General features: G+C 38.0%; 21 protein-coding genes. All 21 read left to right on the top strand.

Going from position 1 to position 20,275, the window contains the following annotated elements; genetic code table 11:
- Positions 1 to 62 precede the first annotated feature (62 nt).
- The 21 genes from recG (at position 63) to sucD (ending at position 20,275) form a co-directional block, all read left to right on the top strand.
- Entirely contained in the window at positions 63 to 2,111 is a 2,049-nt protein-coding gene (gene recG, locus CER22_RS00460; protein ID WP_001006889.1) for an ATP-dependent DNA helicase RecG, read from the top strand.
- An 88-nt stretch (positions 2,112 to 2,199) separates the two neighbouring features.
- A complete protein-coding gene (gene fapR, locus CER22_RS00455; protein WP_048546022.1) occupies positions 2,200 to 2,793 on the top strand; it encodes a transcription factor FapR in 594 nt (197 codons plus the stop codon).
- Positions 2,790 to 3,782, top strand: a complete 993-nt coding sequence (plsX, locus tag CER22_RS00450) for a phosphate acyltransferase PlsX (protein WP_000684108.1) — start codon at positions 2,790 to 2,792, stop codon at positions 3,780 to 3,782. The genes fapR and plsX overlap by 4 nt, the downstream gene beginning before the upstream one ends.
- Positions 3,783 to 3,796: 14 nt before the next feature.
- The gene (fabD, locus tag CER22_RS00445) at positions 3,797 to 4,741 is read left to right on the top strand and encodes an ACP S-malonyltransferase (RefSeq protein ID WP_088608063.1); all 945 of its coding nucleotides are present in this window, start codon (positions 3,797 to 3,799) and stop codon (positions 4,739 to 4,741) included.
- Positions 4,741 to 5,481, top strand: a complete 741-nt coding sequence (gene fabG, locus CER22_RS00440; protein ID WP_000911777.1) for a 3-oxoacyl-[acyl-carrier-protein] reductase — start codon at positions 4,741 to 4,743, stop codon at positions 5,479 to 5,481. The genes fabD and fabG overlap by 1 nt, the downstream gene beginning before the upstream one ends.
- A gap of 69 nt (positions 5,482 to 5,550) precedes the next feature.
- Complete coding sequence (gene acpP, locus CER22_RS00435) at positions 5,551 to 5,784, top strand: acyl carrier protein (protein WP_000786062.1); 234 nt, start codon at positions 5,551 to 5,553, stop codon at positions 5,782 to 5,784.
- A 59-nt stretch (positions 5,785 to 5,843) separates the two neighbouring features.
- Positions 5,844 to 6,581, top strand: a complete 738-nt coding sequence (gene rncS / locus CER22_RS00430; RefSeq protein ID WP_001146867.1) for a ribonuclease III — start codon at positions 5,844 to 5,846, stop codon at positions 6,579 to 6,581.
- A 147-nt stretch (positions 6,582 to 6,728) separates the two neighbouring features.
- Positions 6,729 to 10,298, top strand: a complete 3,570-nt coding sequence (smc, locus tag CER22_RS00425; protein WP_000478993.1) for a chromosome segregation protein SMC — start codon at positions 6,729 to 6,731, stop codon at positions 10,296 to 10,298.
- 15 nt (positions 10,299 to 10,313) lie between these two features.
- A complete protein-coding gene (ftsY, locus tag CER22_RS00420; RefSeq protein WP_000007644.1) occupies positions 10,314 to 11,303 on the top strand; it encodes a signal recognition particle-docking protein FtsY in 990 nt (329 codons plus the stop codon).
- 133 nt (positions 11,304 to 11,436) lie between these two features.
- Positions 11,437 to 11,769 carry a putative DNA-binding protein gene (locus CER22_RS00415; RefSeq protein WP_000891061.1) on the top strand — a complete coding sequence of 111 codons (333 nt, stop codon included), beginning with the start codon at positions 11,437 to 11,439 and terminating at the stop codon, positions 11,767 to 11,769.
- Between the two features lie 12 nt (positions 11,770 to 11,781).
- Entirely contained in the window at positions 11,782 to 13,131 is a 1,350-nt protein-coding gene (gene ffh, locus CER22_RS00410; RefSeq protein WP_000863466.1) for a signal recognition particle protein, read from the top strand.
- Between the two features lie 100 nt (positions 13,132 to 13,231).
- Positions 13,232 to 13,504, top strand: coding sequence for a 30S ribosomal protein S16 (gene rpsP / locus CER22_RS00405; RefSeq protein ID WP_000268750.1), 273 nt, complete (start codon positions 13,232 to 13,234; stop codon positions 13,502 to 13,504).
- A gap of 14 nt (positions 13,505 to 13,518) precedes the next feature.
- Complete coding sequence (locus CER22_RS00400; RefSeq protein WP_000737397.1) at positions 13,519 to 13,746, top strand: KH domain-containing protein; 228 nt, start codon at positions 13,519 to 13,521, stop codon at positions 13,744 to 13,746.
- A 121-nt stretch (positions 13,747 to 13,867) separates the two neighbouring features.
- Positions 13,868 to 14,383: a ribosome maturation factor RimM gene (gene rimM, locus CER22_RS00395; protein WP_000170282.1), complete on the top strand. Its 516-nt coding sequence runs from the start codon at positions 13,868 to 13,870 to the stop codon at positions 14,381 to 14,383.
- The gene (trmD, locus tag CER22_RS00390; RefSeq protein ID WP_000686894.1) at positions 14,383 to 15,117 is read left to right on the top strand and encodes a tRNA (guanosine(37)-N1)-methyltransferase TrmD; all 735 of its coding nucleotides are present in this window, start codon (positions 14,383 to 14,385) and stop codon (positions 15,115 to 15,117) included. The genes rimM and trmD overlap by 1 nt, the downstream gene beginning before the upstream one ends.
- 146 nt (positions 15,118 to 15,263) lie before the next feature.
- Complete coding sequence (rplS, locus tag CER22_RS00385) at positions 15,264 to 15,608, top strand: 50S ribosomal protein L19 (protein WP_001186518.1); 345 nt, start codon at positions 15,264 to 15,266, stop codon at positions 15,606 to 15,608.
- A gap of 101 nt (positions 15,609 to 15,709) precedes the next feature.
- Complete coding sequence (lepB, locus tag CER22_RS00380; RefSeq protein ID WP_087981660.1) at positions 15,710 to 16,261, top strand: signal peptidase I; 552 nt, start codon at positions 15,710 to 15,712, stop codon at positions 16,259 to 16,261.
- A 20-nt stretch (positions 16,262 to 16,281) separates the two neighbouring features.
- A complete protein-coding gene (gene ylqF, locus CER22_RS00375; protein WP_048546006.1) occupies positions 16,282 to 17,172 on the top strand; it encodes a ribosome biogenesis GTPase YlqF in 891 nt (296 codons plus the stop codon).
- Between the two features lie 52 nt (positions 17,173 to 17,224).
- Positions 17,225 to 17,998, top strand: a complete 774-nt coding sequence (locus CER22_RS00370) for a ribonuclease HII (RefSeq protein WP_088064287.1) — start codon at positions 17,225 to 17,227, stop codon at positions 17,996 to 17,998.
- A 194-nt stretch (positions 17,999 to 18,192) separates the two neighbouring features.
- Positions 18,193 to 19,353 (top strand): ADP-forming succinate--CoA ligase subunit beta, encoded by a 1,161-nt coding sequence (sucC, locus tag CER22_RS00365; protein WP_001020778.1) that lies wholly within the window; start codon positions 18,193 to 18,195, stop codon positions 19,351 to 19,353.
- Between the two features lie 19 nt (positions 19,354 to 19,372).
- Complete coding sequence (gene sucD / locus CER22_RS00360; protein ID WP_000115178.1) at positions 19,373 to 20,275, top strand: succinate--CoA ligase subunit alpha; 903 nt, start codon at positions 19,373 to 19,375, stop codon at positions 20,273 to 20,275.

The raw sequence follows: 20,275 nt of genomic DNA, 5'->3' as shown, positions 1-20,275 counted from the left end.
CGATTACAGATGTCAATAGTATGAATGAATCAAAGAAAATAATGTGACGGAGCGTGAGAATCTTGAATGAAGTTGTACAAGTTCCTGTTACGGATGTAAAGGGAATCGGAGGAGAAACATCTGAATTACTACACGAGATGGGGATTTATACAGTTTCTCATCTATTAGAACATTTTCCGTACCGTTATGAAGATTATGCGATGAAAGATCTTGCTGAAGTAAAGCACGATGAACGTGTAACAGTTGAGGGAAAGGTTCATAGTGCTCCTTTACTGCAATATTATGGGAAGAAGAAGTCGCGTCTTACGGTTCGTGTCCTCGTCGGTCGTTATTTAATTACAGCTGTATGCTTTAATAGGCCGTACTATAAGCAGAAGTTAAATTTAAATGAAACAGTAACGATTACTGGTAAATGGGATCAGCACCGTCAAACTATTGCGGTATCAGAGCTTCATTTTGGACCAGTTGTACGTCAACAAGAAGTAGAGCCTGTATACTCAGTGAAAGGGAAACTTACAGTAAAACAGATGCGCCGTTTTATTGCCCAAGCGTTCAAGGAGTATGGAGAATCTATAGTTGAAGTGTTACCTGATGGATTGCTAAGTCGATATAAATTATTGCCGCGTTATGAAGCGCTTCGGGCGTTGCATTTTCCAGCAGGACAGGAAGATTTAAAACAAGCACGTCGCCGTTTTGTATATGAGGAGTTTTTCTTATTTCAGCTAAAAATGCAAACATTACGGAAAATGGAGAGGGAAAATTCGAAAGGGACGAAAAAAGAAATTCCTTCAGCAGAATTGCAAGAGTTTATTGATGCACTTCCGTTTCCATTAACTGGTGCACAGCGTCGGGTAGTAGATGAAATTATGAAAGATATGACATCTCCTTATCGGATGAATCGTCTGTTGCAAGGTGATGTAGGTTCTGGGAAAACAGTCGTTGCAGCGATTGGCCTTTATGCAGCGAAGTTAGCACATTATCAAGGTGCTTTAATGGTTCCTACAGAAATTTTAGCAGAGCAACATTATCAATCGCTTGCAGAGACGTTCTCGCACTTTGGTATGAATGTTGAATTGTTAACCAGTTCTGTTAAAGGTGTAAGGCGTCGAGAGATTTTGGCAAAATTAGAACAAGGAGAAATAGATATCCTTGTTGGAACACATGCTTTAATTCAAGATGAAGTTATCTTTCATAGGTTAGGTCTCGTTATTACTGATGAACAACATCGATTTGGTGTAGCGCAGCGACGAGTTTTAAGGGAGAAAGGTGAAAGTCCGGATGTTTTATTTATGACGGCGACGCCAATTCCGCGTACGTTAGCAATTACTGCATTTGGAGAGATGGATGTTTCTATAATCGATGAGATGCCAGCTGGTAGAAAGGTAATTGAAACATACTGGGCAAAACATGATATGTTAGATCGAGTTCTCGGTTTTGTGGAGAAGGAGATAAAAAAAGGAAGGCAAGCATATGTTATTTGTCCCCTTATTGAAGAATCTGAGAAACTTGATGTACAAAATGCGATTGACTTACATAGTATGCTGACTCATCATTATCAAGGGAAATGTCAAGTCGGATTAATGCATGGCAGACTCTCATCTCAAGAAAAAGAAGAGATAATGGGACAATTTAGTGAAAATAAAGTGCAAATTCTTGTGTCGACAACAGTTGTTGAAGTAGGTGTGAACGTACCGAATGCGACTGTAATGGTTATTTATGATGCAGAGCGTTTCGGTTTATCGCAGCTCCATCAGCTCAGGGGACGTGTTGGGCGTGGTAGTGAACAATCATATTGTTTATTAATCGCGGATCCAAAATCGGAAACGGGAAAAGAGCGAATGCGTATTATGACCGAAACGAATGATGGATTTGTATTGTCAGAAAAAGATTTAGAGTTAAGAGGTCCTGGAGATTTCTTTGGAAGTAAGCAAAGTGGTTTACCAGAATTCAAGGTTGCTGATATGGTACATGATTATCGAGCGTTAGAAACAGCTAGACAAGATGCGGCGTTACTAGTAGAATCAGAAGCGTTTTGGCATAATGATCAGTATGCTTCGCTGCGTACTTATCTTGACGGGACAGGTGTGTTCCAAGGAGAGAAGCTCGATTAAAGGGAGGCAACGAAAGTTTTTGTTGCATTCTACTTTTAATGATTATATACTACTGTTAGTACCTAGTCATAAAAATGGATGGTGCGGTATGAAAAAAAGAAGAAGTAAAAAAGAAAGACAACAATTATTACAACAAACAATAGAAACGAATCCTTTTATTACGGATGAAGATTTAGCAGAAAAATTTCAAGTGAGTATACAAACCGTACGTCTTGACCGTATGGAATTATCTATTCCTGAATTAAGAGAAAGAATTAAACATGTAGCTACAAAGCAACATGAAGAAGATGTGAAATCTTTACCGTTAGAAGAGGTTGTCGGAGAAATTATCGATATAGAATTAGATAGACATGCGATTTCTATCTTTGAAGTGAAGGTAGAACACGTATTTAAAAGAAATCAGATTGCCCGTGGGCATCATTTGTTTGCACAAGCAAACTCACTAGCTGTTGCGGTTATTGATGAAGAATTAGCTTTAACTGCAAAGTCTACCATTCGATACATTCGTCCTGTAAAATTAGGAGAGCGTGTTGTTGCAAAAGCGCGCGTTGAAGATGTAGAGAATGATAAAGGACGGACCGTTGTCAAAGTGCGTAGCTTTGTTGGAGAAGAACTTGTTTTTACAGGCACTTTTGAAATGTATCGATCTAGTAATTATAGTGAGGAAGGTAACAACTTATGAAAATCGCAATAGATGCAATGGGCGGCGATCATGCTCCAAAGGCTGTCGTATTAGGAGCAATGAAAGCTATTAAGGAATATTCTGATTTACATATTACGTTAGTAGGGAAAGAAGAGGAAATTCGTCAATACTTAACGAGTGAAGAACGAATTACTATACTTCATACAGATGAAAAAATAGAATCGACAGATGAACCAGTAAGAGCCGTTCGTCGAAAAAAACAAGCCTCAATGGTACTAGCAGCGCAGCAAGTGAAAGACGGCGTAGCGGATGCTTGTATATCAGCTGGTAGTACAGGAGCTTTAATGGCGGCTGGATTGTTCGTTGTAGGTCGTATGGAAGGAATTGAGCGACCAGCTTTATCCCCTACAATGCCGACGGTTGATGGAGAAGGTTTTGTTATGTTAGATGTTGGAGCGAACGTTGATGCAAAACCAATTCATTTATATCAATATGCAGTAATGGGATCTGTATACGCTGAGAAAGTAAGAGGAATTAAAAATCCTCGCGTTGGACTTTTGAACGTTGGAACAGAGGATGGCAAAGGGAACGAGCTTTCAAAACAAGTCTTTGCAATGCTTAAGGATGCCCCAATTAATTTCGTTGGGAACGTTGAATCAAGAGATTTATTGCAAGGTGTAGCAGATGTTGTTGTATGTGATGGTTTTACAGGGAATGTAGCGCTAAAATCATTAGAAGGAACAGCACTTGCGTTATTTTCTATGTTAAAAGAGCAGTTAATGAGTTCGTTTACGAGCAAATTAGCAGCAGCGGTATTAAAGCCAAAACTTATGGTATTAAAAGATAAAATGGATTATTCGGAGTATGGAGGAGCGGCATTATTTGGATTGAAAGCTCCAGTCATTAAGGCTCACGGTTCTTCCAATGACCAATCAATATTTAGTGCGATTCGTCAAACGAGAGAAATGGTAGCGAAAGAAGTTATTCCTACTATTTCAAGCGTAATGGAGAAAGAGCCACTCCAATAAGAGGAGGATTTGAAATGGGAAAACTAGCATTTCTTTTTCCGGGCCAAGGTTCACAGGCAGTTGGAATGGGTAAACAGTTAGCGGAGAATAATAAAGAGGTTGCAAATGTGTTTGCGAAAGCAGATGAGGTGTTGCAAGATTCACTTTCAGAAGTGATTTTTGAAGGGCCGCAGGAAAAGCTTACGTTAACGACAAATGCGCAGCCGGCCTTATTAACAACGAGTTTTGCTATTTTGACAGCTTTGAAAGAGTATGATATTACACCAGACTTTGTTGCAGGGCATAGTTTAGGTGAATATAGCGCTCTTGTAGCAGCGGGTGCAATAACTTTTGAAGACGCTGTATATGCTGTAAGAAAACGTGGGGAATATATGGAAGAAGCTGTTCCTGGTGGAGAAGGTGCAATGGCGGCTATTTTAGGTGCTGATCCACATATGCTGAAACAAGTTACAGAAGAAGTAACAAGTGAAGGATATGCAGTGCAAATCGCTAATATGAATAGTACGAAGCAAATTGTGATTTCTGGAACAAAGCAAGGAGTTGAGTTTGCTTCTCAAAGAGCGAAAGAAAATGGTGCAAAGAGAGCAATTCCGCTTAAGGTAAGTGGACCGTTCCACTCTTCGCTTATGAAGCCAGCAGCGGAGAAGTTCCAAAGTGTCTTAAAAGAAATTACAATTCAAGATACGAATATTCCTGTTATCGCAAATGTAACAGCAGACGTTATTACAAGTGGTGCACTTATTCAAGAAAAGCTAATTGAACAGCTCTATTCGCCTGTCTTATGGTACCCGTCCATTGAAAACATGGTGAATCAAGGGGTAGATACATTTATTGAGATTGGACCTGGGAAAGTACTTGCTGGGCTTATGAAGTCAATTGATTCATCAGTGAAAGCATATGCGATATACGATGAAGAGACATTAAAAGATACCATTTCAAATTTGAGAGGAGAAAACTGATGTTAAAAGGGAAAGTAGCATTAGTAACTGGCGCTTCACGTGGAATTGGTCGTGCGATTGCGATTGATTTAGCGAAACAAGGGGCAAATGTTGTAGTAAATTATGCTGGTAATGAGCAAAAGGCGAATGAAGTAGTTGATGAAATAAAGAAATTAGGTTCGGATGCAATTGCAGTAAGAGCAGATGTTGCAAATGCTGAAGACGTTACAAATATGGTGAAACAAACTGTAGATACATTTGGACAAGTTGATATTCTTGTAAATAATGCAGGTGTAACAAAAGATAATTTATTAATGCGTATGAAAGAAGAAGAATGGGATACAGTTATTAATACAAACCTAAAAGGTGTATTCTTATGTACGAAGGCAGTATCTCGATACATGATGCGCCAGCGTCATGGACGTATTATTAATATCGCTTCTGTTGTTGGGGTGACAGGTAATCCAGGACAAGCAAACTATGTTGCTGCTAAAGCGGGTGTAATTGGATTAACAAAAACATCAGCAAAAGAATTAGCGAGCCGTAATATTACTGTAAATGCAATTGCTCCAGGTTTTATTGCGACTGATATGACGGATATATTAGATGAAAATATAAAAGCCGAAATGTTAAAGTTAATTCCTGCAGCTCAGTTTGGTGAAGCGCAAGATATCGCAAATACTGTAACGTTTTTTGCTTCTGATCAAAGCAAATATATTACAGGGCAAACGTTAAATGTTGATGGCGGAATGGTAATGTAATAAAAGAATTGATTTCAACTAGTTTTTTTGGCCAATATTTAATATAATATTTGAGGGGAGGTGAATGGAATGGCAGATGTTTTAGAGCGTGTAACAAAAATCATCGTTGATCGTTTAGGTGTAGAAGAAACTGAAGTAGTACCAGCTGCGAGCTTTAAAGAAGATTTAGGCGCAGACTCCCTAGATGTAGTAGAACTTGTAATGCAATTGGAAGATGAATTCGAAATGGAAATTTCTGATGAAGATGCTGAAAAGATTGCTACTGTTGGCGATGCTGTGACTTACATAGAGAGTCATCTATAATGCTTAAGTGAAGTCCCGTTTTTTTAGCGGGGCTTCTCGGCTTATATCTGGAGGGACTTATGCCGTACCGAAAACATAGAGAAAAAAAATACGAAACAAAATATCGTGAAGCGTTTAAAGTATTTCAAGAAGAGATAGGTATTACGTTTTCAGATGAAAAATTATTGATTCAAGCATTTACGCATTCATCGTATGTGAATGAGCATCGAAAAAAACCGCATGAAGACAATGAGCGTCTCGAATTCCTTGGAGATGCAGTATTGGAACTTACTGTGTCACAGTATCTGTTTCAAAAATATCCGACAATGAGCGAAGGAGAGTTAACGAAACTACGTGCAGCTATTGTATGTGAACCATCTCTTGTTCGTTTTGCAAACGAGTTGTCATTTGGTAGCCTTGTTTTATTAGGAAAAGGTGAGGAAATGACAGGTGGACGTGAACGACCAGCTTTATTAGCGGATGTCTTTGAAGCGTTTATTGGTGCCCTTTATCTTGATCAAGGGTTAGAAACAGTATGGGGCTTCTTAAAAGAAATTGTATACCCTAAAATTAATGAAGGTGCTTTTTCTCATGTGATGGATTATAAGAGTCAATTACAAGAGTTGATTCAGCGTGATGGTAGTGGCAATATTGAGTATCAAATTTTGCAGGAAAAAGGACCGGCCCACAATCGAGAATTTGTGTCACGTGTTACGTTAAATAACGTGGCTTTAGGTCTTGGTAGTGGCAAGTCGAAAAAAGAAGCAGAGCAACAAGCTGCTGCAGAAGCATTGAAAAAATTAAAAGAACAACTATAAGGAATCCCCCTTTGAATGAGGGGGATTCCTTATGCATAGAATGAAACTTTCTTTTTGTTTGTGAATAAAGGGAAGGGAAATCCGTATAATAGCTTGTTTTTGTATAGACAACAGTTATAACAACGGAGAATAGGAGGAAGGCCTTTCGTGTTTTTAAAAAGATTAGAAATAGCAGGGTTTAAGTCTTTTGCTGAGCGTGTATCTGTTGATTTTGTCCCAGGTGTAACTTCCGTAGTAGGACCTAATGGAAGTGGGAAAAGTAATATTACTGATGCGATTCGCTGGGTACTTGGTGAACAATCTGCAAAATCATTACGTGGTGCAAAGATGGAGGATATTATTTTTGCAGGCAGTGATACGAGAAGAGCAGTTAATGTTGCTGAAGTAACAATAACTTTAAATAATGAAGATCAACGTTTACCGATTGAATATAATGAGGTGTGTGTAACGCGTCGTGTATCTCGTTCTGGTGATAGTGATTTTTATATTAATAAACAATCATGTAGATTGAAAGATATTATCGATTTATTTATGGACTCTGGTATGGGAAGAGAAGCTTTTTCGATTATTAGCCAGGGGAAAGTTGAAGAGATTTTAAGTAGTAAATCAGAAGAACGTCGTGGTGTATTTGAAGAAGCTGCGGGAGTGCTGAAATACAAACTTCGTAAAAAGAAAGCTGAAGTGAAATTAGCAGACACACAAGAAAACTTAAATCGTGTACAAGATATCATTCACGAATTAAGTAGTCAAGTAGAACCTTTAGAAAGACAAGCTTCTATTGCGAAAGATTATCTCGAGAAAAAAGAAGAATTAGAGAAAGTAGAAGCGGCGCTTATTGTACATGAAATTGAAGAATTACATGAGAAATGGGAAGCGCTTCGAAATCAGTTTGGGCATAATAAAAACGAAGAAGCTAAAATGTCAACGCATTTACAAAAAGGTGAAGAAGAGCTTGAGGAATTACGAGGACAATTACAAGCAGTAGATGAGTCTGTAGATTCCTTACAAGAAGTGCTGCTTCTTTCTAGTAAAGAGCTAGAAAAGTTAGAAGGACAGCGTGAGTTATTAAAAGAGAGAAAACAAAATGCAACGACGCATTGTGCACAACTCGAACAGTTAATTGTTGAATTAACAGAGAAAGCTACAAGTTATGATGGTGAAATTGAATCCAGTACAGAAGTGTTGATGCAATTTGTAAATCAAGTAAAAGAGTTGGAGACGAAATTGCATGATAATGAGCTACTGCTTGCAACTTTTGCTGACAATTTAGAGGAACAAATTGAGAATTTAAAAGGTGACTATATTGAACTTTTAAATCAACAAGCTAGTCATCGTAATGAGTTATCTATGATTGAAGAACAATCTAAACAACAAAACTCAAAAAATGAACGCCTCGATGAAGAAAATGCGAAATATGTAGAAATACGCATGGAAATTACAGCGAAAAAGACGAAACTTGTGGAAAGTTATGAACAAGTGAAAGAAAAAGTAGCTGGTATCCTTTCGAATATACAAAAGACAGAAGCGGCACTTGGGAAATGCAAGACGCAGTATAGTGAAAATGAAACAAAACTGTATCAAGCGTATCAATTTGTACAACAGGCACGTTCTCGAAAAGAAATGCTAGAAGAGATGCAAGAGGATTACTCTGGTTTCTATCAAGGGGTACGTGAAGTATTAAAAGCTAGAGAAGATAGGTTGCAAGGTATCGAGGGTGCTGTTGCAGAACTGCTAACGGTACCGAAAGAATATGAAATTGCAATGGAAATTGCTCTAGGTGCAGCGATGCAGCATATTGTCGTACAAAAAGAAGAACATGCTCGTAATGCAATTACGTTTTTAAAACAAAATAAACATGGACGAGCAACGTTTTTACCACAAGCTGTTATTAAAAGTAGATCGTTATCATTTGAACAATTACGTATTGTAAATCAACACCCATCGTTTGTAGGTGTGGCGGCAGAACTTGTGCAATATAACAATAAATATGAAAATGTAGTTTCAAATTTATTAGGTACTGTTATTGTTGCGAAAGATTTACGTGGGGCGAATGAGTTGGCGAAACAATTGCAATACCGTTATCGCATTGTAACAATCGAAGGTGATGTAGTGAACCCTGGTGGTTCTATGACTGGTGGAGCGGTAAAACAGGCGAAATCTTCTTTATTAGGACGTCAACGTGAGCTAGAAGAGTGGACGAACAAGTTAACTGATATGGAAGAAAAAACGACAAAGTTAGAAAACTTTGTTAAAGCAGTAAAGCAAGAGATTCAAGAAAAAGAAGTGAAAATACGGGAACTAAGGCAAAGTGTAGAAGCAGAGCGTGTAGATGAACAGAAATTAAGAGAAGAAATTAGTCGCTTAGAATTAGAAGAACATCGTATTAATGATCGTTTATCTATTTACGATTTAGAGATTGAAGGATTCTTACAAGATCAAGTGAAAATACAAGGACGTAAAGAAGAGCTAGAAAAGATTTTAGCAACGCTTCAAGCGGAGATTACGGAATTAGATAGCAAAATTGTCGCTTTAACAAAACAAAAAAGTGAGCAGCATTCTTCGAAGGAAAAAGTGCAAAAAGAAATGACTGAGTTAAAAGTGTTGGCGGCTGAAAAGCAACAACGCTTATCTAATCAAAAAGAAAAAGTTGAACGATTGACGAAGGAAAAAGAAGAAACGGATGCAACGCTTGTCAAAACGAAAGAGGATTTAGCATTCTTAAAACAAGAAATGACATCTAATTCAAGTGGTGAAGAACAGATTACGAATATGATTGAGAAGAAAGCATATGATCGTAATCAAACTTCAGAGTTAATTCGCTCTCGTCGTGAACAACGCGTATCGTTACAAGAGAGAGTAGAACATTTAGAACGTAATCTGAAAGAAACAACAGGTAAACATAAATACATTCTTGAGATGCTGAAAAATCAAGAAGTAAAAATAAACCGACTTGATGTAGAGTTAGAAAATAGATTACAACATTTACGTGAAACATATACGATTTCATTTGAAGCAGCAAAACTGAAGTATACAATGATGATGCCTGCAGAGGATGCACGTAAAAAGGTGAAACTAATTAAATTATCCATCGAAGAGCTAGGCACAGTGAACTTAGGGGCAATTGAAGAGTATGAGCGTGTAGCAGAGCGTCATACATTCTTACTAGAGCAAAAAGATGACCTAGAAGAAGCGAAAGCGACATTGCACCAACTTATTACCGAAATGGATGAAGAAATGAAAAAACGTTTTTCTACTACGTTTGAAGGAATTCGAATGGAGTTTCAATCGGTATTCTCTGAATTATTTGGAGGCGGTAGAGCGGATTTAGTCATGACGAATCCAGAGGACTTATTAAATACTGGTATTGATATTGTAGCGCAACCGCCAGGGAAGAAACTGCAAAACTTAGGTTTACTTTCTGGTGGGGAGCGTGCTTTAACAGCAATTGCGCTGTTATTCGGTATTTTAAAAGTGCGCCCAGTCCCATTCTGTGTATTAGATGAGGTAGAGGCGGCTCTTGATGAGGCGAATGTTGCCCGTTTTGCGCAGTATTTAAAGAGATTTAGTGATGAGACACAGTTTATTGTTATTACACATAGAAAAGGTACAATGGAAGAGTCTGACGTATTGTACGGTGTAACAATGCAAGAGTCAGGGGTATCTAAACTTGTTTCGGTTCGTTTGGATGATGGAGAAGAATTAGTTGCAAGTAATTAGGAAGGATGGGACAGTATGAGTTTTTTTAAAAAATTAAAAGAAAAAATTTCAAAACAAACAGATACGGTAACAGAGAAATTTAAACATGGATTAGAAAAAACGAGAAATTCGTTTGCAGATAAAGTAAATGATTTAGTTTATCGTTATCGTAAAGTAGATGAAGATTTCTTTGAGGAATTAGAAGAAATTTTAATTGGTGCAGATGTCGGAGTTTCGACGGTAATGGAATTAATTGATCAATTGAAAGAAGAAGTGCAACGTCGTAACATCCAAGATCCAAAAGAAGTACAAGCTGTTATTTCAGAAAAGTTAGTAGGAATTTACAAAGGCGACAGTGAGTTTAGTAACGAAATTAATATGCAAGAGGATCAATTAACAGTTGTTTTATTTGTCGGTGTTAACGGCGTAGGGAAAACGACGACGATTGGTAAACTAGCACATAAATTCAAATCAGAAGGTAAGTCTGTCCTATTGGCGGCAGGAGATACATTCCGCGCAGGAGCGATTGAACAATTAGAAGTATGGGGCGATCGCGTTGGTGTAGAAGTGATTAAACAAGGGTCAGGATCTGATCCAGCGGCGGTTATGTATGACGCTGTACAAGCCGCGAAAGCACGTAAAGTAGACGTATTACTATGTGACACAGCAGGACGCTTACAAAATAAAGTAAACTTAATGAAAGAGTTAGAGAAAGTGAAGCGTGTAATTGAGCGTGAAGTACCGGGGGCTCCTCACGAAGTATTACTTGTTATTGATGCAACAACAGGACAAAACGGTTTAAGTCAAGCGAAGACATTCCGTGAAGCAACGAATGTTACTGGTATTGTTTTAACGAAGTTAGATGGAACTGCTAAAGGTGGTATTGTATTAGCGATTCGTAACGAAATGGATGTACCGGTGAAATTCGTTGGATTAGGAGAGCAAATGGATGACTTGCAGCAGTTTGATCCAGAACAATATGTGTATGGTTTATTTGCGAACTTAGTAGAAACAGAAGAAGTGTAAGTGAAAGAAGCGGTATTTTCCGCTTCTTTTTCTATAAAAATATGTGATGTTAAGAAAAAAACTTGACACTCTTTTGTACTCCATGTAAACTAATTCATGTAAAGGGAAATCACTTAACAAAGGATGATCCAACATGCTCGAGAAAACAACGAGAATGAACTATTTATTTGATTTTTATCAATCGTTGTTAACGCAAAAACAAAGAAGTTATATGTCGCTTTATTATCTAGATGATTTATCTCTTGGTGAAATTGCGGAAGAATTTGATGTAAGTCGCCAAGCCGTGTATGATAACATTAAACGGACTGAAGCGATGCTTGAAGAATATGAAGATAAATTAGTATTACTTCAAAAGTTTCAAGAGCGACAGCGACTTGTTGCAAAGCTAAAACAGCTAATCAGCGAAGAAGAGCATGTGAATGAAGAAATGAAACAAGTTGTTGAAGCTATCGAAAAATTAGATTAGGAGGGCGGCAATATGGCATTTGAAGGATTAGCCGACCGACTTCAACAGACAATGCAAAAAATCCGCGGCAAAGGAAAAGTTTCTGAAGCCGATGTGAAAGAAATGATGAGAGAAGTTCGTCTAGCTCTTTTAGAAGCGGACGTTAACTTTAAAGTAGTAAAAGATTTTGTAAAGCGTGTGTCTGAACGTGCTGTCGGACAAGATGTAATGACAAGTTTGACACCTGGACAACAAGTAATTAAAGTCGTACAGGAAGAACTTACAGAACTGATGGGCGGAGAGCAAAGCAAAATTGCTGTTGCTAATAGGCCACCGACTGTTATAATGATGGTTGGTCTGCAAGGTGCGGGTAAAACAACGACGACAGGTAAGCTTGCGAATTTGCTTCGTAAAAAGCATAATCGTAAACCAATGCTTGTTGCAGCGGATATTTACCGTCCAGCAGCGATTAAACAGCTTGAAACATTAGGGAAGCAATTGGACATGCCTGTATTCTCTTTAGGAGATCAAGTAAGTCCTGTTGAAATTGCGAAACAAGCGATTGCAAAAGCAAAAGAAGATCATCACGATTATGTTTTAATTGATACAGCAGGTCGCCTGCATATTGATGAAGAACTAATGGATGAATTAGCGAAAGTGAAAGAAGTTGCGAAACCGGATGAAATTTTCCTTGTTGTCGATGCGATGACGGGACAAGACGCGGTAAATGTTGCACAAAGTTTCCATGAACAGTTAGGTTTAACAGGTGTTGTATTAACGAAATTAGATGGTGATACGCGCGGTGGTGCGGCATTATCTATTAAGGCGGTAACAAATACACCGATTAAATTTGCTGGTATGGGTGAAAAACTAGATGCGATTGAAGCGTTCCATCCAGAGCGTATGGCATCCCGTATTTTAGGGATGGGAGACGTCTTAACATTAATTGAAAAAGCGCAAGCTACAGTTGATGAAGAGAAAGCAAAAGAACTTGAGCAAAAAATGCGTACGCTTTCGTTTACGCTTGACGATTTCCTAGAACAACTTGGACAAGTGCGTCAACTTGGACCGCTTGATGAATTGTTAGGAATGCTTCCTGGTGCAAATAAAATTAAAGGGCTGAAAAATGCGCAAGTTGATGAAAAACAAATTGGGCATATTGAGGCAATTATTCGTTCTATGACTAAATTAGAGCGAGAACAACCGGAAATAATCAATGCTAGTCGCAAAAAGCGCATTGCCAAAGGTAGCGGTACAACGGTACAAGAAATCAATCGTTTAATCAAGCAATTTGATGATATGAAAAAGATGATGAAAACGATGACGGGAATGCAAAAAGGTAAGAAAAAAGGACTAGGTGGATTGAAGTTTCCATTCATGTAAGGAAAAAAGATGGCTCTGTTAAGAAAAAATACTTTACAAAGCAATAGTCTTTTTGCTAATATAATTATCTGTGTGAAATAAATTCGGAGGTGCTTTATAAATGGCAGTTAAAATTCGTTTAAAACGTATGGGAGCTAAAAAAACTCCTTTCTATCGTGTAGTTGTTGCAGATTCTCGTTCTCCTCGTGACGGACGTTTCATTGAGGAAATCGGTACTTACAATCCGGTTGCTCAACCAGCTGAAGTTAAGATCAACGAAGAAGCAGCATTAAAATGGTTAGGAAATGGTGCTAAACCATCTGATACAGTTCGTAACTTATTCTCTAACCAAGGTATCATGGAGAAATTCCACTTATCTAAACAAGGTAAGTAATTGAGGCAATGACTATGAAGAAGTTAGTCGAGACGATTGTCAAGCCTCTTGTCGATCATCCTGAAGATGTAAAAGTTACACAGGAACTTTACAACGGAGAGATAAAGTATCGATTAACTGTACATCCTGAGGATGTTGGAAAAGTCATTGGAAAGCAAGGGAAAGTTGCGAAAGCAATTCGAATGCTCTTGTATTCAGTGGGACATCATAATGATGAAAAAGTAACACTGGAAATTCAATAAACGTAAAAAGGGCGAGGAGTTATTTCCTCTCCCTTTTTTAACATTTAAAGAGAAGTTGCATGTTCCATATGTGAAATGGAGATGCTTAATTTATATAGAAACCAGGGGTGACATACTATTTATGACAAAATGGTTTAACGTAGGGAAAATTGTAAATACTCATGGCGTAAGAGGAGAAATACGTGTTATTTCTCGTACTGATTTTCCAGAAGAGCGATATAAAGTAGGAAACACGTTATACATAAGTAATGAGAAAAGTACAGACTACCTTCCAGTGAAAGTAACTTCTCATCGTCAACATAAGACATTTGATCTATTAACATTTGAAGGATACAACAATGTAGATGAAGCAGAGAAGTTTAAAGGTTCTTTAATAAAAGTACCAGAAGAGCAGTTAGGTGAACTAGCTGAAGGCGAATACTACTACCATGAAATTATTGGTTGCAGTGTTGTAACGGAAGAAGGAGAAGCGTTAGGAACAATAAAAGAAATTTTATCTCCTGGTGCAAATGATGTTTGGGTAATTAAACGTCCAAAAGGTCAAGATCTATTAATTCCTTATATTGATGATGTTGTACTTCAAGTTAACATTGAGAATAAATTAGTAACCATTCATGTAATGGAAGGGCTATTATAATGAAAATTGACATTTTAACATTGTTTCCAGATATGTTTACGGGTGTGTTTGGATCTTCAATTTTAAAGAAAGCGCAAGAAAAAGAAGCGGTAGAGCTTCGTGTTGTCAATTTCCGCGATTATACAACGAGTAAGCATAATAGCGTAGATGATTATCCGTATGGTGGTGGCGCTGGGATGGTATTAACCCCCCAGCCTATCTTTGATGCAGTGGAAGAGTTAACGAAGGAAACAGACCGTAAACCGAGAGTTGTCCTAATGTGTCCACAAGGAGAGCGTTTTACGCAGAAGAAGGCAGAAGAACTTGCTGAAGAAGAGCATGTTATTTTTGTGTGTGGTCATTATGAAGGGTACGATGAACGAATTCGTGAGCATCTCGTAACGGATGAAATTTCTATCGGTGACTACGTATTAACCGGCGGAGAGTTAGCCTCTATGGTTATTACGGATAGTGTCGTGCGTCTCCTCCCGGGAGTGCTAGGAAATCATGCTTCACAAGTCGAGGATTCGTTTAGTACAGGTTTATTAGAACATCCTCATTATACACGTCCAGCTGATTTTCGTGGTATGAAGGTACCGGATGTACTAATGTCAGGAAATCATAAAAATATTGATGAATGGCGACACAAAGAATCACTACGTCGTACGTACACGCGTAGACCGGATTTACTGGAAGAACGAGAATTATCTAAGCAAGAAGCGAAATGGCTAGAACAAATTAAAGAAGACAAGTAAGGGCTTGATATATTTTCTATTGCAACAGTCCTAGCAATATGCTATTATAACACTTGTGCTACTGAAATCAGTGGCCGTATTAACGATGTTCCGCTGTAATTTATTAAGACTTTATAAGAGCATCTGTTTAAAGGAGAGAATTTAATATGCAACAATTAATCGCAGAAATTACTCAAGGCCAATTAAAAACTGACCTTCCTTCATTCCGTCCTGGAGACACTTTACGTGTACACGTAAAAGTAGTTGAGGGAACTCGTGAAAGAATTCAGCTTTTCGAAGGTGTTGTAATTAAACGTCGTGGTGGCGGAATCAGTGAAACATTCACAGTTCGTAAGATTTCTTACGGTGTAGGTGTTGAGCGTACATTCCCAGTTCACACGCCAAGAATCGCGAAACTTGAAGTACTTCGTCGTGGTAAAGTACGTCGTGCTAAGTTATACTACTTACGTAACCTTCGCGGTAAAAAAGCACGTATTAAAGAAATTCGATAAGACATGTATGGGAGCTTGTAAATACACAAGCTCCCTTTTTCCAATCTATATAAAATTTTGATATAATACGAGCAGCTTACATAATCGTGGAGGGGAAATGCATGAAAAAAGAAAAGAGTTCACTTTGGGAATGGATCAAAGCAATTTTGATTGCTGTTGTATTAGCGGGTGTTATTAGACAGTTTTTCTTTGCTCCAATTCTCGTAGATGGAGTATCGATGGCGTCTACTTTACATGATCGCGATCGAATGATTGTCAATAAAATTGGTTATCACATAGGAGATCCGAAACGATTTGATATTATCGTATTCCGAGCAACGGAAGATAAAGATTATATTAAGCGCATTATCGGCCTGCCAGGCGATGAAATAGAGTATCGTAATGATAAACTATATGTTAACGGAAAGGCTTATGAGGAGCCGTATTTAGACAAGCAAAAAAAACAAATTGCTGACGGACCGCTTACATATGATTTTACTCTTGAAGAAATGACAGGGAAGAAAACTGTTCCAGAAGGTCAATTATTTGTTTTAGGCGATAATCGTCGTTTTAGTAAAGATAGCCGTTCGATTGGTACAATTGCAATGGACCAAGTGATTGGAAAAGCAAATATACTATATTGGCCGTTAAAAGATGCTCGTATTGTGAAATAAAAGAAAAAGAAGGTGGCAACATGGTAATTCAATGGTTCCCGGGACATATGGCAAAGGCTAGACGCCAAGTAACAGAAAAATTAAAGTTAATTGATGTTGTAATTGAGCTTGTAGATGCTCGATTACCTTTATCTTCTCGAAATCCAATGATCGATGAGATTATTACACATAAGCCGAGGCTTGTTGTTTTAAATAAAGCGGATATGGCAGATGATCGTTTAACAAAGCAGTGGATTGCATATTTTAAAGAAAAAGGCCAAATGGCAATTTCAATTAACGCACAAGCTGGACAAGGTATGAAGGAAATTGCAGCGGCTTGTAAAGTGTTGGTGAAAGAAAAATTTGATAAAATGGTTGCAAAAGGTATTAGACCGAGAGCAATTCGTGCATTAATTGTAGGTATACCGAATGTTGGTAAATCTACGTTAATTAATAAGTTGGCGAAGAAAAATATTGCTAAAACAGGAGATCGTCCTGGTGTAACAACAGCTCAACAATGGATTAAAGTTGGGAAGGAAATGGAACTGTTAGATACACCGGGTATTTTATGGCCTAAATTTGAAGATCAATTAGTGGGTCTTCGTTTAGCGACAACAGGCGCAATTAAAGATTCAATTTTAAATTTACAAGATGTTGCTGTTTACGCTTTACGTTTTATGGAAAAACATTATCCAGAACGTTTGAAAGATCGATATAATTTAAATGAAATTCCAGAAGATATTGTGGAGTTATTCGATGCAATTGGAAAAAATAGAGGCTGTTTAATGGGCGGCGGAATGATTGATTATGATAAAACATCTGAGCTTATACTTCGTGAGCTTCGTGGTGGGAAACTTGGGAAAATGACGTTTGAAACACCAGAAGAGTTTGCGGAGCAAGTAGAAGGTGTTGAAAAAGTAGAAGAAGTATAAGACGTGCGTTTGTACGTCTTTTCTTTTTTGTATATAAAAGGAGTGTGCGTGAATGCAAAAAGTGACTATTCAAGAAGCGGAACATTTACTGCAAAAAATTATGAGTGAAGAGGACGACCGCTTTCAAATATTAATGAAAGATGAGCGAAAAGGGGTACAAAAGCTCATTTTGAAGTGGCATAAACAAAAAGAGTTAGCGCAGAAAGAAAAAGAAAAGTTTTTCGAAATGTCCAAGTATGAGATTGCATTACGTGAAAAAGGGCTCACATTTATTGCAGGTATAGATGAAGTAGGGCGTGGGCCGCTAGCTGGGCCTGTCGTGACGGCAGCTGTTGTCCTTCCGGAAGATTTTTATATTCCAGGGTTAAATGACTCGAAAAAGCTGAGTGAGGCGAAGCGAGAGCGTTTTTATGATGAAATTAAAGCACAAGCAATTGCAATTGGAGTTGGAATTGTATCACCACAAGTTATTGATGAGATAAATATTTATCAAGCGACGAAACAAGCGATGTTAGATGCTGTTGCGAATTTATCTTGTGCACCAGAACATTTATTAATTGATGCGATGAAACTTCCTACACCAATTCCGCAAACATCCATTATTAAAGGTGATGCGAAAAGTATTTCTATTTCAGCTGCATCCATTATTGCGAAAGTAACGAGAGATCGTATGATGAAAGAGCTTGGAGAAAAGTATCCTGCATATGGATTTGAACAACATATGGGATATGGCACAAAACAACATTTAGAAGCGATTGAAGCGCATGGAGTATTAGAAGAACATCGCAAATCGTTTGCACCAATTAAAGATACGATTCACAAATAAGCTGCGAATATGCAGCTTATTTTTTTATTTTGGTATATGAACATTATTATTTTTAAAAAAGAATAAAGCGATTTCAGTTTTCTGACACTTTATTGTAGACAGCGTGCCAATCATCTTATACAATGGCAATGTAATGTTTTTTAAACATTTAAAAACTTTTCGAGTAAAACAGGAAAACAGGGGAGGATGGGACCATGAATATCCATGAGTACCAAGGTAAGGCAGTCCTTAAAAGCTATGGGGTTAGCGTTCCGAACGGGAAGGTTGCATTTACAGTAGAAGAAGCTGTAGAAGCAGCGAAAGAATTAGGAACGGATGTATGTGTAGTAAAAGCACAAATTCACGCTGGTGGACGCGGCAAAGCTGGCGGAGTAAAAGTTGCAAAAAATTTAGATGAAGTTCGTACATATGCAGAGAGCATTTTAGGAACTACACTTGTGACACATCAAACAGGTCCTGAAGGTAAGGAAGTAAAACGCTTACTTATCGAAGAAGGTTGCGATATTAAAAAAGAATATTATGTTGGTCTAGTTTTAGATCGTGCAACTTCTCAAGTTGTTTTAATGGCATCTGAAGAAGGTGGAACAGAAATTGAAGAAGTAGCAGAGCAAACACCTGAAAAGATCTTTAAAGAATATATTGATCCAGCAGTAGGCTTACAAGGCTTCCAAGCGCGCCGAATCGCGTTTAACATCAATATTCCAAAAGAGCTTGTAGGACAAGCTGTGAAGTTTATGATGGGCTTATACCGTGCGTTTATCGAAAAAGATTGCTCTATCGCGGAGATCAATCCACTTGTTACAACAGGTGACGGTAAAGTTATGGCATTAGATGCGAAATTAAACTTTGATTCTAATGCTTTATATCGCAATAAAGACATTTTAGAACTTCGTGATCTTGATGAAGAAGATTCAAAAGAAATTGAAGCTTCTAAATATGACTTAAACTACATTCCTTTAGATGGAAATATCGGTTGTATGGTTAATGGTGCAGGTTTAGCGATGGCTACAATGGATATCATTAAACATTACCATGGCGATCCAGCTAACTTCTTAGATGTTGGTGGCGGTGCAACAGCTGAAAAAGTTACAGAAGCATTCAAAATTATCCTTTCTGACAAAAATGTAAAAGGTATCTTCGTTAACATTTTTGGTGGCATTATGAAGTGTGATGTTATCGCAGAAGGTGTTATTGAAGCGACGAAACAAGTAGGTCTTGAATTGCCTTTAGTTGTACGTCTTGAAGGTACAAACGTAGAGTTAGGTAAGAAAATTTTAAATGAGTCTGGCTTAAATATTGTTGCAGCAGAATCTATGGCAGACGGTGCACAAAAAATTGTTTCACTAGTGGGCTAATAGAAAGCGGGGGAGAAAAATGAGCGTATTAGTTAATAAAGATACAAAAGTTATTGTTCAAGGTATTACAGGTTCTCAAGGTTTATTCCACACAAAACAAATGATTGAATACGGTACGAAAATTGTCGGTGGTGTAACGCCAGGTAAAGGTGGCACTGATATTGAAGGTGTACCAGTATTTGATACTGTAGAAGATGCAGTGAAAGCAACAGGCGCAAACGCTTCAGTTGTATACGTTCCACCCGCTTTTGCGGCTGATGCAATTATGGAAGCAGTTGATGCAGAAATCGATTTAGTAGTATGTATTACTGAAGGTATTCCTGTATTAGATATGGTAAATGTAAAGAGATATATGGCAGGTAAACATACACGTTTACTTGGACCAAACTGTCCTGGTGTTATTACGCCTGATGAATGTAAAATTGGTATTATGCCAGGGTACATTCATAAAAAAGGCCATGTAGGTATCGTATCTCGCTCTGGTACATTAACGTATGAGGCTGTACATCAGTTAACACAAGAAGGTATTGGCCAATCTACTGCTGTAGGTATCGGCGGGGACCCAGTTAACGGTACGGACTTTATAGATGCGTTAAAAGCATTTAATGAAGATGAAGAAACACATGCTGTAATTATGATTGGTGAAATTGGTGGTACAGCGGAAGAAGAGGCGGCTGAATGGGTGAAAGCTAATATGACAAAACCTGTTGTCGGCTTCATTGGTGGCCAAACAGCGCCTGCTGGCAAACGTATGGGCCATGCTGGTGCAATCATTTCTGGTGGTAAAGGAACTGCTGCAGAAAAGATTAAAACGATGGAAGCTTGTGGTATTAAAGTAGCGGAAACTCCAGCGGTTATGGGCGAAACGCTAATCTCTGTCTTAAAAGAAAAAGGGCTATTTGAGACTTGTAAAAACTACTAA

The organism is Bacillus sp. K2I17 (assembly GCF_002209985.1).
In the GTDB taxonomy this organism is placed as follows: Bacteria; Bacillota; Bacilli; order Bacillales; family Bacillaceae_G; genus Bacillus_A; species Bacillus_A wiedmannii.
The sequence above is the reverse complement of the archived record's forward strand: the minus strand, read 5'-3'. Positions and strand labels throughout refer to the sequence as shown.

Excerpts from the sequence above, each read along its gene's own strand:
- ffh (WP_000863466.1), top strand. The coding sequence starts at position 11,782 with ATGGCATTTGAAGGATTAGCCGACCGACTTCAACAGACAATGCAAAAA.
- lepB (WP_087981660.1), top strand. The coding sequence starts at position 15,710 with ATGAAAAAAGAAAAGAGTTCACTTTGGGAATGGATCAAAGCAATTTTG.
- ylqF (WP_048546006.1), top strand. The coding sequence starts at position 16,282 with ATGGTAATTCAATGGTTCCCGGGACATATGGCAAAGGCTAGACGCCAA.
- CER22_RS00370 (WP_088064287.1), top strand. The coding sequence starts at position 17,225 with ATGCAAAAAGTGACTATTCAAGAAGCGGAACATTTACTGCAAAAAATT.
- plsX (WP_000684108.1), top strand. The coding sequence starts at position 2,790 with ATGAAAATCGCAATAGATGCAATGGGCGGCGATCATGCTCCAAAGGCT.
- fabD (WP_088608063.1), top strand. The coding sequence starts at position 3,797 with ATGGGAAAACTAGCATTTCTTTTTCCGGGCCAAGGTTCACAGGCAGTT.
- rpsP (WP_000268750.1), top strand. The coding sequence starts at position 13,232 with ATGGCAGTTAAAATTCGTTTAAAACGTATGGGAGCTAAAAAAACTCCT.
- CER22_RS00400 (WP_000737397.1), top strand. The coding sequence starts at position 13,519 with ATGAAGAAGTTAGTCGAGACGATTGTCAAGCCTCTTGTCGATCATCCT.
- fapR (WP_048546022.1), top strand. The coding sequence starts at position 2,200 with ATGAAAAAAAGAAGAAGTAAAAAAGAAAGACAACAATTATTACAACAA.
- ftsY (WP_000007644.1), top strand. The coding sequence starts at position 10,314 with ATGAGTTTTTTTAAAAAATTAAAAGAAAAAATTTCAAAACAAACAGAT.
- sucD (WP_000115178.1), top strand. The coding sequence starts at position 19,373 with ATGAGCGTATTAGTTAATAAAGATACAAAAGTTATTGTTCAAGGTATT.
- acpP (WP_000786062.1), top strand. The coding sequence starts at position 5,551 with ATGGCAGATGTTTTAGAGCGTGTAACAAAAATCATCGTTGATCGTTTA.
- rncS (WP_001146867.1), top strand. The coding sequence starts at position 5,844 with ATGCCGTACCGAAAACATAGAGAAAAAAAATACGAAACAAAATATCGT.
- trmD (WP_000686894.1), top strand. The coding sequence starts at position 14,383 with ATGAAAATTGACATTTTAACATTGTTTCCAGATATGTTTACGGGTGTG.
- rplS (WP_001186518.1), top strand. The coding sequence starts at position 15,264 with ATGCAACAATTAATCGCAGAAATTACTCAAGGCCAATTAAAAACTGAC.
- CER22_RS00415 (WP_000891061.1), top strand. The coding sequence starts at position 11,437 with ATGCTCGAGAAAACAACGAGAATGAACTATTTATTTGATTTTTATCAA.
- fabG (WP_000911777.1), top strand. The coding sequence starts at position 4,741 with ATGTTAAAAGGGAAAGTAGCATTAGTAACTGGCGCTTCACGTGGAATT.
- sucC (WP_001020778.1), top strand. The coding sequence starts at position 18,193 with ATGAATATCCATGAGTACCAAGGTAAGGCAGTCCTTAAAAGCTATGGG.
- rimM (WP_000170282.1), top strand. The coding sequence starts at position 13,868 with ATGACAAAATGGTTTAACGTAGGGAAAATTGTAAATACTCATGGCGTA.